Here is a 12748-nt window from a genome sequence, read left to right on the forward strand (position 1 = left end):
AGCGGGCTTCGGGTTCCGGGCCGCGGTGGTCGATGCGGACCCCATGTCCGTCCCCTTCGAGAGCGAACCGCGTCGACCCGCGATCCACTTCGGCCGGATCCAGGCCGCAGCCCTGATCGTCGCCTGCACGGTGACCGGCGCCGCCACCTACTCGGAGTGGCTGTCGTCCGACCTGCGGATCCAGAGCGATCTGGACGGTGCTGCGCGCGAGGTCGCTCACGTCCTCCGCGACCGCCTCACGCACCTCGAGGTCAAGCTCCACACGGCTCGTGCCTTCCTCGGTGCGAGCGACGACGTCGACCTCGAGAGCTGGGAGCAGTTCGTCCGCACGGGCTCCACGGACTTCGCTCGTTCGGGAGCCATCGGCATCGCACTCATCGATCGCGTTCCGAGGTCCGAGGTCGGGGCGTGGTTGCGGCGCTGGGAGCACGCCGACGGCCGACCGCACCACGTCTTCGACCACCCCTTCGCTTCGGACGGTGACCAGGGAGACCTCTGCGTCATCCGCTTCCACGCGCCGATCGACCTCAACGGCGGAGCGATCGGATTCAACGTGGCGTCCGTCCCTCAGTCGCGAACGGCTCTCCAACGTTCCGCGGCCACCAACGCGATCTCGGTCGCCGAGGCGTTCCCGCTGATCCAGGACGTCGATGGACCGCTCGCTTCGGCCGTCTTCCTCCCGATCTACAACGTCGGTGAGGGAGCGGTCGAGTGGAGCGACGGCGCAGCGCCCGCACCCTGGAGCGGTGACCACTACCGCGCGTCCGATCACTTCCCCTCGTCGACGGAGTCAGAGGCTTCCGAGGCGGTCGAAGCCCTGGAGTCGATCGCTTCGGACTCGAGCCCGTACAGCTGGGACCGCGTGCGCGGCTGGGTCGGCATCCCGGTGCACTACGACGCGTTGCTCGCCGAGTCGCTCGCGAGCATTCCCGAGGCCTCGGCGGTCCTGGTCGACGGCGACATCGTCGTGAACGGCGATCCGGTGTTCGATTCGAGAGCGGGTCGGATGGAGAGCACCCAGGTCGTTCCCTTCGCCGGCCGCGAACTCCAACTCGCCGTTCGAGTCGCCGAACCGCCTCTCGCCGCGAGTCTCGTTCCCGCGCTGCGTGTCCTCCTCATCGGGAGCGCCAGCAGTGGATTCGTGCTCTCCCTGATCGCGTTCGCGTTCCGGTCGCGGCGGCGCGCGGACGAGCTCGAACTGCGCGTCGCGGCGGAACGTGAACACAAGCGCATGCTCGAGTCCGAGGCCGCGCAGCTCGGATCGATCGGAGCGTGGCAGCTCGACATCCGCACCGGTCGCGTCGACTGGTCGGACGAGGTCTGCCGGATCCACGACCTGCCGGTGGGGCAGGTACCGACGCTGGAGGAGGCCCTCGAGTTCTACAAGGGCGAAGCGCGGACGAAGCTCGAGGAGTGCCTGCGCCGTGCCATGGAGGAGGATCAGCCCTGGGAGGTCGAGCTGCCCATCCTCACGTCCAAGGGGCGCACGGTGTGGACACGCTCGCTCGGACGCGCGGATCGTCGGGACGGAGAAGTGGTCCGCATCTTCGGCTCGTTCCAGGACATCACGGCGATTCGCGAACAGCGGGAGGCACGCGAGGCGATGGTCGCCGCCCTCGAGCAGTCGCGCGACCTCCTGCGACAGCGGGCGGAGGAACTGGAGGAAGCGCGGGCCCAGTCCGAAGCTGCGAGCCGCGCGAAGTCGGAGTTCCTGGCCAACATGAGCCACGAGATCCGCACGCCCATGGGGGCCATCCTCGGCTATGCCGAGCTCATGCTGCAAGGAGGGCTGAACGAGGAGGAGACCGGTCAAGCCGGGCTGGCTCTGCGTCGCAACAGCGAACAGCTGATCGCCATCCTCGACGACGTTCTCGACCTCTCGAAGATCGAGGTCGGTGAACTCACCATCGAGCGCCATCCGCTCGACCCGCGCAGCCTCGTGGACGACGTGGTGGCGCTGTACCGCCGCCCCGCGGAGGACGCGAACATCGAACTCGAGGTCGAGCACGGGGAGGACGTGCCCCTGTCGCTCGAGTGCGACGTCGTGCGCCTGCGGCAGATCGTCTCGAACCTCGTCGGGAACGCCGTGAAGTTCACCCAGGAAGGCGCGGTCACGATCCGCACCAGCGCGCGGACCGTCGAGGAAGGTCTGTGCGAGCTCACGATCGAGGTCACGGACACGGGGATCGGCATCGAGCACGACATGCTCGAGAAGGTCTTCGACGCGTTCACCCAGGGCGACGGATCCCTGACCCGTCGCTTCGGCGGAACCGGCCTGGGACTGTCGATCTCCGCGCGACTCGCGCGCCTCTTGGGCGGCGACGTCACGGCCACCAGCGAAGTAGGCGTGGGAAGCCGCTTCGTCGCGCGCATCCGCGGAGCGCCCTGCGAGCCCGCGTTCGACTGCGACATCGATTCGCTCGAGCCCTTGACTCCCCGTGGCGCGCGACCCGGCGACTCGCCACTGGCCGGCATGAGCGTGCTCCTCGCCGAGGACGGCGCCGACAACCGCCGCTTGATCTCGTTGCTCCTGACTCGGGCGGGGGCGGCGGTCGAACTCGCGGAGAACGGACGTCAGGCGATCGAGCGCTTCGAAGCCGCGGCCGCTCGAGGGGCACCACCGCACGTGATCCTGATGGACATGCAGATGCCCGAGATCGACGGCTACGAGGCTTCTCGGATCCTGCGAGCTCGCGGGGAGACGGTCAGCATCGTCGCGCTCACGGCCCACGCCATGCAAGGGGATCGGGAGCGCTGTATCGAGGCCGGCTGCGACGACTACCTGACCAAGCCGATCGACAGACGGCGGCTGGTCGAGACGATCCTGCGGGTCGCCACGGCCTGAACCGGTCGCTAGGATCGCGCCATGGCGACCCGACGTGGAAAGAACGTGCTCGGCACCGAGCTGCTCGACTGCAGCCACGACCCTCTGACCGGGTTCTACCGCGACGGCTGTTGTCGAACGGGATCGGACGACTTCGGCCTCCACACCGTCTGCGCCGTGATGACCGCGGAGTTCCTCGCGTTCTCCCGGGCCAACGGCAACGACCTCTCGACGCCCGTGCCCGAGCACCGCTTTCCCGGCCTGCGACCGGGCGATCGTTGGTGCGTGTGCGTGAAGCGCTGGAAGGAGGCGTTCGAGGCCGGGTGCGCGCCGCTGGTCGTGCTCGAAGCGACCCACGGATCGGCGCTCGAGTTCTGCGAGCTCGAGGACCTGAAGGCCCACGCCTCCTGACGTCCACGCCCCCTCACGTCCACGCCCCCTCACGTGGCGGAGCGGCGCGCCCCGTTCGCGCCGCTTCGTCCGACCTTTCACCGACCCTCTCACCGTTCCACGTCACATGCCGCGACTCATCGACGCTCCGACGATCATCGAACCCGCCGGCAACAAGCCCAAGCGCATCGAGGAGTACGCGGGGCGCGTCAACTCGGGGCACGCGTCGGTCAGCGTCGCGCGCATGGTCTCGCCCGAGGGGTGGATCGAGCCCGGCCAACGGCCCGAGTTCGAGGAGATCACCGTCGTGCTGACCGGCACGCTGAACGTCGAGCACGAAGGCGGAACGCTCGAGGTCCGCGCCGGACAGGCGATCGTCACGGCCCCTGGCGAATGGGTCCGCTACAGCACCCCGCACGCCGGCGGGGCGAGCTACGTGGCGGTCTGCATGCCCGCCTTCGCACCCGACACCGTCCACCGCGACGAGGAATGAGCGCGGCGCCGGCGGGATCGGCCGTCGTCGGAGCCGACGGTCTCGCGCGCTGCGGCTGGTGCGGCGAGGATCCAGAGTACGTGCGCTACCACGACGAGGAGTGGGGGCGTCCGGTCACCGAGGACGCGCGCCTGTTCGAGAAGCTGTGCCTCGAGGCGTTCCAGTCGGGACTCAGCTGGTTGACGATCCTGCGCAAGCGCCCGGCGTTCCGCACTGCCTTCGCCGGCTTCGAGTCGCGCGCCGTGGCCGCCTTCGGTCCGGCCGACGTCGAGCGCTTGCTCGGTGACGTCGGCATCGTTCGGCACCGCGGCAAGATCGAAGCGGCCATCCACAACGCGGCGCGCGTCCTCGAGGTCGTGGACGAACTGGGGTCGCTGGCGCGACTCGCGTGGCGCTTCGATGCGCGCTTCGACGAGCACGGGCGGCCGCGGCCCTTCACGGGTCTGCACGCGACGACGGACGAGTCGAAGGCCTTCGCCCGCGAGTTGAAGCGCAGGGGATTCGTGTACCTCGGCCCGACGACGCTCTACGCGTTCATGCAAGCGATGGGCCTCGTGAACGACCACGTGCCGGGCTGCGTCCACCGCGCGGTCTGCGACGAGGCCCGCGAGCGGACCCTGCTGCCGTCGCGCGGCGACTGAAGCGCGGTCGCGGACCTGCGGGGCCCGACCTTCGCGTTCGTCCGCAGTGGCGCCAGGTCACTCGCCCTCGCGCTGTTTCGCTCGAACCCGAAGCGTGTGGTCGTCGACCACGTCGAAGTGCTGGCGCAACGGATCGAGCGCGTCCAGCGGAGCCACCAGGAGCGACGGATGGAGGCTGAAGTCGTTGCTCGACACCGAAATGTTGTGCCCCTCGATCGCGAGGACGTTGCCCGTGGGGCGCAGGAGTGTCGTTGCGCCCCGCAGCGCCATGGTCTCGAAGGTCCCGGCCTCGTGGTCGACGACCCCCTCGGCCCGGGGCCCGTTCCCCGACGTCACGCCCGATCGCGCGACCTCGACGCCGTTGAGGTGCGCGACGAAGCCGTCGTCGAAGTCGATCGACAGAGCGAGCGCCGACCCGGCGAGCGCGGCCGGGTCGACGTCGAACGTGGCGCGCAGGTACACCCGGTCGTAGCCGTGACGCATGTCGTCCAGCACCGTCGCGTCATCGCCGTCGCCGTAGCCGAAGCCCGCGGGCCCCACCTTCCAGGTGCTCGAGTCGAAGTCGGTGGAGGCCCAGTCCGCCTCGGGGTCGCTGCCCGCGAGGTAGGACCACTGCGCGCCGCGTTCGATCAGCGTCATCGCCCCCTCGAGCGTGTGGTCGGACTCCCGCAGGACGTGCGTCTCGACGTGCAGCGACTCGGCGCTCGCCGTGACCAGGGTGACGTGGTGTCCACGGCCGGTGAACGCGCCGTCCGCGAAGTACCAGTGCGACGGGTTCGGCTTGCGCTGCGGCACGCCGAGCCCACCCTCACCGACATAGGTCACGCCCGTCGGGTCGACCGCGCCGTCGCGGATCGGCAGCGTGCGCTTGATGCAGTGTCCGTCCGACTCGAAGACGAGGTCGACGTCGTTGCGCTCGAAGAGCGGAGCCCAGTAGGGCGCCATCGCGGCGGGAGACTTCACCGCGGGGAAGAGCGGACGGTGGTAGTTGAGCAGGAGCCAACGAGCGTCGCGGCGCGCCAGGGGGAGTTCGCTCTCCAACCACTCGAGTTGATCGCCGAGCGCAGGCACGTTGGTGTCGAGGTTGAGCACGCACACGCCGGCGCCGAGGTCCGTGCGGAACCAGGCCCCGCCGGACTCGGTACCGGTCCGCCCTGGGCTGTCGAAGACCTCGGCGTACCCCGGCCCCCAGTCGTGGTTGCCGCGCGCGGGAACGATGGGGAGCACGCGTCCATCCGCCGTCGTCGTCAGTTCGTGGTGACTCAGCCAGCGCAGCCACTGGGCGCTCGCCGAGCCCCGTTCGACGAAATCGCCGCCGTGGACGAAGCACAGAAGGTCCGGATGGCGCGTCGCGAGTTCGGCGATCATCAGGTTCACGCGGCAGCGGTCACGCCAGCCCGTTCGACTGTCGCCGCCGTACACGAACGCGAGGTCGGCACCGCTCGCGGGTGCGGTGCGGAACTCGAGCGGCGGCGAGAACTGCCCGTCGGACTCGATCAGGAAGGCGTAGCGCGTGCCCGGGACCAGCTCGGTCAGTCGAACGTGGTGGTAGGAGCCGAGCGGACCGTCGCTCTCGCCGTCGCCCGCGCTCGGGGTGAAGGGTCCCGAGACCGCGGCGTCGTGGACGGACGCGTAGCTGGTGGGGTCGGTCGCGGGGCCGGTCAGCCGTTCGTCCGCCGGCAGCGCGCGCAGGTGGACGCGGTGCACGGTGCCCGCGTCGCGCGTCGACCACGACACGCTGGCGGCGGTCCTCGGATCGGTGTGCCAGACCACACGCCAGTGCGCCGGCTGAGTGCCTTCGAACGGTGTCCACAGGGACTCGAAGGCGGAGTCGTCGCGGAATCCCTGGGCGGTGACGGGTCCGGCCGCGATCAGCGTCAGTACGAACAGCAGCGTTCGGTGCAGCATCCACATGGGCGCCGAGCCTAGCAGCGCCGCCGCGCTCCGGCATGGGCGCACAGGAGCGCAGCCACGGCGAACGGCGCCAGCCCGTGGCTGGCTCGCACCACCGCTTCGGGCCACAGGTCGAGTCCGCCCTGGACCACGCGCGCCAGCGCCGCTGCTCCGCCCCAGATCCCCATCCACACCGGGACCCAGCGCCAGCGAGTGGCCAACAGCGCGACGGGCAGGATCCAGTCGTGGACGGCGATGGCGACGAGGATCGCGCGCGCGTCCGACTCGTGCAGTCCGAACCCGAAGCCTCCGAGTCGCATGTCGAACGCCAGCACCAGGTCGATGAAGGCCGGATTGCGGAGCCAGGCCTCGACGCCGTGCGCCACGAAGGCGGCCGCGATCCCGACCTTCAGCACCCACAGCGGGGCGTCGTTCGTCTGCGGACGCGAGGGCGCCAGGAGCGCCAGTGCGAACGGCGCCGCCACACGCATCCCGGCGGCGTACGGCGCGACGTGCGACAGGCGCTCGTCGCCCAGTCCGTGGAACACGGCCTCGGTCGCGAACAGGAGAGCGACGGCCAGGAGCGGAACGCGCCGCGGCCGGGCGAGCGCCACCACCGCTCCCGCGAGCAGCGCGATGGACTGGATGCGATCGAGCCAGCCCGCTGCGTCCACGTCCCAGCCCAGATCGATCAGTGCGAAGCTCTCGAGGGCGGACGAGCCGTGTTCGAACCACCAGGCTGCTCCGACGCACTGCAGTGCCACCGCGAATCGGAGCATCCACTCGGCCGCGCCCTTCGCCCTCGCGGGGACCACTCCCGTCGCTTCCATGCCCAGCACGGTAGCGTCGCGCGCGGGAGCGGTCGCTACCTTGGAGTCCATGAAGAAGCTCCTCGTCGCGGTCACCGTGATCGTCCTGGCCCTGGTGCTGGTCGGCTTCTGGCTGCCGGCCGACTATCGCATCGAGCGCCGTCGAGTCCTCGCCGCCGGGCCGGAACGCGTACGCGCCCAGGTGCGCGACCTCGAGTCGTGGCCGCAGTGGACGGCCTGGTCGCGGGCCGAGGACCCCGAGTGCGTGTGGACGTTCGACGATCCCGACGCGTTCGGTGTGCCGCGGGCGATGCACTGGTCCGGCCCGAAACACGGCGAGGGAACGATCGAGTTGACCGAACTCGCGGATCCCGACCGCATCGAATTCGCGCTCACCGGAGTCGACGGGGACACCGTCCTGCGTTCGGTCGGCGCGTTCGCGTTCGAGGGCGACGCGCGCGGCGGGACCGAAGTGGTCTGGAGCCTCTCCGGCGTGATGGCCGCGAACCCCGTCCACCGCTGGATCGGGCTGTTCATGGACAGCCTGGTCGGAGCCGATCTGGAGCGCGGGCTCGAGGGGCTCGAGGAGGAGGTCCTCGGCCGCCCGAACCCGCGCTGACCGGCGTGGATCAGATCGTCGCGACGGCGCTCGTCACTGCGCCCGGCGTCGGATCCAGAACGCGGTGCCCGGTGCGGCGAACACGCGCGGCAGTCCGTCGCGGATCTCGTTCTCGAGGTGCTGCAGCAGGTAGCTCGTCGAGAACTCGACCTCGAACTGGTCGTTGAACTGCAGGAAGGCGCGCAGGAGATAGGCCTCGGTCCAGGCGCGACCTTCGTCCATCCAATCGCGCGGGTAGGCGAAGGGGAACGGCACGTCGTGGATGTGCACGCGCACGCCCGGAGCCAGTCGGGGCAGGACGTTGAAGAACAGGAAGTTGACGTCGCTGCCGGCCTTCGAGACGTGGCTCGAGTCGATCAGGAGGATGTCGCCGGCCTCGAGCGCGTCGAACTCGCCGAGGGGCATCTCCTGGACCCGACGCTCGATGACGCGGTGCTTCTCGCGGTCGCTGTCGTTCAGAAGGTGGTGCAGGCGGTCGGGGAACGGGTCCACGAACGTGCAGCGCGTGGGCGCGTCACCGATCTCGTCGAGCGTGTCGAGCAGCACCGCGGACGAGAAACCCGATCCGATCTCGATCACGCGGCGGGGGACTTCGCGCTTGACGAGTTGTTCGAGGACGAACGCGTCGCCGAAGGGGTAGAAGCCGTTGCGCGCGTGGTAGCGCTTGCCTTCGGTCGGCTCCTCGCACAGCGTCGTCGACGGGTAGGCGTTCAAGAGCTCGTGGGCGATCCCGACCTGGTAGGCGCGACGCATGTCGATCCCGCTCGGGTCCTCGCGCCACCAGCGCAGGGTCCACTCGTGCTCGCGGTCGCGGTCGCGCGGACTCGGCGACGGGGCGTAGAAGTGACCGGCCGGGTAGAGGGAGGGTTCCTCGCCCAACTGGCGCTCGAGCTCGGCGATCTTGGCCTCGGCGGCCTCGAGCTGGTTGCGCGCCACTTCGTTCATGGCCCAGGCGCGATCGAGTCGGTCGGTCAGCGCGTCGGCGCGCTCGCGGGCGGAGCGAAGATCGCGCGTCAACGCGTCGTGCGTGTCGTCGCGCTTTCCGAGCAACTTGGCGACCCGCCCGTTGAACGACGTGCCGTTCGCGCTGCGCCCGTTCGAACGCGTCGGTGCGGTCGAGGCCGCCGGTGCGGTGCTCCGAGCGAGTTCGTCGTCCACGGAAGGAGTCGTCACGGGCGCTACTTGGCTCGCAGCGGTGCTCCCGTTCGTCGCTCCGTTCGTCGCGCCGTTGCTGGCTCCGTTCGCTCCCGGCTTCACAGCGGTGGGAATGCGGGCCAGTTCTCGGCGGAGCTCCTCGAAGCGGTCGGTGTAGTCGTTCGACATGGTGTCTCGCGGTCGGTCGGCGCTGGCGACCCTGCTGGATCGACCGGGTCGGGGCGATCTCTGGTTGGCGATTCGGTCCGGGACGACGTCCCGGTCCAGTGCCGAGACGCCGAGAGCGCACCGGTCACGCCGGAATGGTCTCCTGGAGCCGCAAAGCACCGTCGCGGCTCCCGTCAAGCTTCGATCAAGGGCGGCGCCGGGCGGCCCGCCGTGGTCCGCAGGGCCTGCGGGCGGGGCTCCGAGGACCGCGAGAGATCCGTCCCATGTCCCTCGGTGCCCCGACCGAGACGGGGACACCGGCGGGGAGCGCCCGGTCGCACTCGACCGAGTGCCGAACCGCTCGACGACGCCGGATCCGGCGGCTGCCCGAGGCGCACCCCGCGCCGGTTCCTAGGAGCGCCGCGCGATCGCGACGATCGAGTGCCCGACCGGCCAGTCGAAGCGCTTGGTGAACGGCAGTTCCGCCGCGAAGAGCCGGAAGCACAGGTCGTGCACGAACTGCGGGATGGGCCAGGACAGGTTGGTGTGGTCGCTGCTGGCGTCCTTCTTCAAGACCTTCTCGAGGACCTTGATCGCGAGCACCGCCGGGAGGATCACCGGGAACAGGAAGATGTTCGCGTGGCTGTTGCGCTCGACGACGAGGCCCGCCTGCTCGAAGACGCCGGCCAGACGCGGGCGCGTGTAGCGGCGGAAGTGCTGGGCGACGCGATCGTTGTTCGCGTACAGGAACTGGTAGGCCGGCACGCTGACCAGGATGTGTCCGCCCGGGCGCAGGACGCGCGCCACTTCACGCATCGCCCGCTCGTCGTCCTCGATGTGTTCGATGGCGTCGAACATGCAGACGAGATCGAACGAAGCGTCGGCGTAGGGCAGGGCGTAGCCGGAGGACACGACGCCGTCGGGGAAGCCGCGCTGGCGGCAGGTGACGAGACTCTCGAGCGAGATGTCGGACGGGAAGACGTGGTCGCCGACCCGGTCGAGGCCTTCGAGGAAGCCACCGTTCCCGCAGCCCAGGTCGAGCACGCGCGCGGGTCGCTGGCCGCCGAGGTGATGCTCGAGGAGTCCGAGGTAGACCGCTCGCCGCCCACGGAACCACCAGTGGTCGCGTTCCAGTCCGAGGAACTGTTCGTAGGCCTTCTGATCCACGGTGCGTCTCCTGCGGGGCTCAGTGGCGCGGTTCGGCCATCACGATCATCTCGTCGTTCAGGTTGACGTAGACCGACGCGCGGCCCATCAAGCGGAGCGGGGAGAGGAGCGTCGAGATGAGCGGGTGGACGCGTCCGGCTCGCTCGACGATGAACTCGAGGCTCACGTACTTGCCGCCGAGCTTGGGCGTGTTCTCGAGGATCGAGAAGCCCGCGTCGTCCATCAACTTGACGATCGTGGAGGGGTCGAAGTGGTAGATGTGCTCGGCGTGCTTGTAGTGGTGCCACGTCTTGCCCATCTTCGCGGCCGTCTTGCTGGCGACGTTCTGGGTCTCGATCAGGAGCTTCCCGCCGGGCTTCAACAGCGTCTTCACGTACTTCAGCGCGCCGACCACGTCCGGGATGTGCTCGACGACGTCCCAGAAGGTCACCAGGTCGAACGACGCCGGTTCGAGCGGCGCCTCGTGCAGCAGTCCGGGCAGGACGTTCTTCTCACCCAGGCGCTCGGCGGCCATCGGGCGGATCGCATCGGACGGCTCGAGCCCGGTCACGTCCCAACCCTTCTCCTGCATCACGGCCAGGAAGTAGCCCGCCGCACAGCCGACGTCGAGCACGCGGCCCGGTCGGTCGAAGTAGCGTTCGACGATCTGGTACCGCTTGCGGTAGGTCTTCAGGTACAGCGGGGCGTCGGCGCGGTAGTCCGTGTACCCGCGATCACTGGCCGCGTTCGACGACCAGTAGCCCTCGTCGTACACGTCGGCGAGCAGCGACTCGTCGAGCAGGCGCGGCGTGACGTACGTCAGCCCGCACTCTCCGCAGGTGACGACCGAGAAGGGCCCGTCGGTGAACTTGACCTCGCGCCGATCCGAGCCACACAGCCCGCACGCGACGTCCTGGAACGCTCCCTCGGGGACCTCTCGCGCGAGGCCCGGTACCTGGATCAACCGAAGTACTCCTGCTCGGCCGCGACCTCTTCCGCCCGCGCGTCGACACCCTTCGCGAGGGTCTTCGCGGTGCGGCGACCCATGGCGATGGAGTGGTCCATGTTGTTGTAGCGGTACAGACCTTGGCGGCCCGTCGTGCGCAGGTTCTTCACCTGCTTCGCGGCGCGTTTGAGCGTCTCGAGGTTCTCCTTGTACGTGAGGTCGTAGACCGGGTACGCGTAGGGGAGCTTGTGCAGGTCGATGCCGCGCGCCGTTCCGGGCTCGAGCAGGCCGACCTTCACCAGGTCGGACTCGGCCAGGGCCGTGGCCTCGTCGATGTCCATGTTCCAGTGCTCGTCGCCCACGTTGCAGGTGATCTCGCAGCACACGACCGTGCGGTCGCCCGGCGCGTCGGCGTCGGAGAAGTTCTTGAACTCGCTGATGCGGTGCACCGTGAGGTGCTTCTCGGGCAGGTACACCCAGTGGTCCGGCGAGACCGTGGGCTGCTGGACCTCGAGGTAGACGAAGACGATGCCGAGGTAGCGCAGGGCCTTGATCGCGTCGCGTTCGGCTTCACCGATGGCCGGATCGAGCGCTTCGAGCAGGCGCGGCAGCGGGATCGTGTTGACGAGTTCGTCGCACTCGAGCGCGATCTCCTCGCCGTCCTTGGTCGTGCAGATGGCGCGCTTGGCGACGCCGTCCTCGACCTCGATGCGGGTGACCGGAGTCTCGAGCAGCACGCGGCCGCCCATCTCCTCGATCTTCTCGGCGTACTTGCGGCCGATCTGACCGATGCCGCCCGAGCGCGGGTACCAGAACTCGTTGACCAGGCTGCGCACCTCGCCCTCGCGGGGCGGGTTCAGCGTCTTGACGATCGTGTCCCACAGGTTCGCCTGGCTGATGCGCTGGCTGGCCCAGTCGGCGCTGATCTGGTCGCAGGGCATCTTCCAGGCCTTCGACGTGTAGCTGCCGAAGAAGATCTCGTAGAGCGTCTTGCCGAAGCGCTTCTTGACCCAGTTCTCGAAGTTGTCGTCCGGGATCGGCTTGAAGACCTGCGTCGTGCGGATCCAGATGTAGTCCCAGATGGCCTTGATCATCAGGCCCTTCGGCAGGCCCTTGAGGACGTTCATCGCCTTCAGCGGGTAGTCGAAGAACTTGCCCTGCATGTAGATCCGGGACATGCGGTCGCGGATCACGATGTCGTCGTCGAGCACCTCGTACAGGTGCTTGATCAGGTCCTCGTCGCGGCTGTGGAAGCGGTGCGGACCGTGATCGAGCCAGAAGCCGCCCTTCTCCCAGGAGCAGGCCATGCCGCCGGCGTAGTCGGCCTTCTCGACCACGGTGACGGGAACGCCCGCCTTCGCGAGTTCGTAGGCGGTGGCGAGGCCGGCGAGGCCAGCGCCGAGGACGACGACGTGCATGACGATCAGGGAGGGAGAACGGTTCGATCGGTGGGTCGGCGCGCCGCCCGCCACCGTCGAGGCCGTCGGGCGGGTCGTTCGGGACCCTTCTGGGCGCAGCCGGACCCTCCGAGTGTATCCCTGGAGACCGCACGGGGCCCGAAAGTCGGGTCGATCCCGTCGACCTCGCGGGTCAATCTGTCGTCAACGGCGACCCGTCGGCGGTGGCCGGTCGCCCCGGGCCGACCCCACCGCACAGCCCCGATCGAGCGGCGCGCAGGCCGGACG

At 69.3% G+C, this 12748-nt stretch carries 11 protein-coding genes; 5 read left to right on the forward strand and 6 right to left on the reverse strand.

All coding sequences use genetic code 11. The features are described from left to right. The first annotated feature begins 43 nt into the window (after positions 1 to 43). The 4 genes from Pla163_RS04345 (at position 44) to Pla163_RS04360 (ending at position 4348) form a co-directional block, all read left to right on the forward strand. Complete coding sequence (locus tag Pla163_RS04345) at positions 44 to 2845, forward strand: ATP-binding protein (RefSeq protein WP_145184117.1); 2802 nt, start codon at positions 44 to 46, stop codon at positions 2843 to 2845. A 21-nt stretch (positions 2846 to 2866) separates the two neighbouring features. Further along, the gene (locus tag Pla163_RS04350; protein WP_145184121.1) at positions 2867 to 3235 is read left to right on the forward strand and encodes a DUF2237 family protein; all 369 of its coding nucleotides are present in this window, start codon (positions 2867 to 2869) and stop codon (positions 3233 to 3235) included. Between the two features lie 106 nt (positions 3236 to 3341). Next, the gene (locus Pla163_RS04355) at positions 3342 to 3707 is read left to right on the forward strand and encodes a cupin domain-containing protein (RefSeq protein ID WP_145184124.1); all 366 of its coding nucleotides are present in this window, start codon (positions 3342 to 3344) and stop codon (positions 3705 to 3707) included. Beyond that, positions 3704 to 4348 (forward strand): DNA-3-methyladenine glycosylase I, encoded by a 645-nt coding sequence (locus Pla163_RS04360; protein WP_145184127.1) that lies wholly within the window; start codon positions 3704 to 3706, stop codon positions 4346 to 4348. The genes Pla163_RS04355 and Pla163_RS04360 overlap by 4 nt, the downstream gene beginning before the upstream one ends. Before the next feature lie 57 nt (positions 4349 to 4405). Here the strand turns inward: Pla163_RS04360 and Pla163_RS04365 are convergent, their stop codons facing one another. Together Pla163_RS04365 and Pla163_RS18725 are read right to left on the reverse strand one after the other, a co-directional pair. Then, positions 4406 to 6262, reverse strand: coding sequence for a purple acid phosphatase family protein (locus Pla163_RS04365; RefSeq protein WP_145184130.1), 1857 nt, complete (start codon positions 6260 to 6262; stop codon positions 4406 to 4408). 11 nt (positions 6263 to 6273) lie between these two features. Continuing rightward, positions 6274 to 7122: a hypothetical protein gene (locus Pla163_RS18725; protein WP_419186314.1), complete on the reverse strand. Its 849-nt coding sequence runs from the start codon at positions 7120 to 7122 to the stop codon at positions 6274 to 6276. Between Pla163_RS18725 and Pla163_RS18730 the strand changes: the two genes are divergently transcribed. Continuing rightward, a complete protein-coding gene (locus tag Pla163_RS18730; protein WP_419186315.1) occupies positions 7121 to 7669 on the forward strand; it encodes an SRPBCC family protein in 549 nt (182 codons plus the stop codon). The genes Pla163_RS18725 and Pla163_RS18730 overlap by 2 nt on opposite strands. A gap of 33 nt (positions 7670 to 7702) precedes the next feature. On the opposite strand, the gene Pla163_RS04380 is transcribed toward Pla163_RS18730, so the two are convergent. From Pla163_RS04380 to Pla163_RS04395, 4 genes are all read right to left on the reverse strand, one after another. Continuing rightward, entirely contained in the window at positions 7703 to 8992 is a 1290-nt protein-coding gene (locus Pla163_RS04380) for a class I SAM-dependent methyltransferase (protein ID WP_145184140.1), read from the reverse strand. Positions 8993 to 9382: 390 nt separating this feature from the next. Beyond that, on the reverse strand, positions 9383 to 10138 hold the full coding sequence (locus Pla163_RS04385) for a class I SAM-dependent methyltransferase (protein ID WP_145184143.1): 756 nt from the start codon (positions 10136 to 10138) through the stop codon (positions 9383 to 9385). Positions 10139 to 10157: 19 nt separating this feature from the next. Beyond that, positions 10158 to 11081, reverse strand: coding sequence for a class I SAM-dependent methyltransferase (locus Pla163_RS04390; protein ID WP_145184147.1), 924 nt, complete (start codon positions 11079 to 11081; stop codon positions 10158 to 10160). Then, entirely contained in the window at positions 11078 to 12481 is a 1404-nt protein-coding gene (locus tag Pla163_RS04395; RefSeq protein ID WP_145184150.1) for an FAD-dependent oxidoreductase, read from the reverse strand. Before Pla163_RS04395 ends, Pla163_RS04390 begins: the two co-directional genes overlap by 4 nt. Positions 12482 to 12748: the final 267 nt, after the last annotated feature.

Origin of the sequence: Rohdeia mirabilis (assembly GCA_007750655.1) — a bacterium.
Taxonomy (GTDB): Bacteria; Planctomycetota; UBA1135; order UBA1135.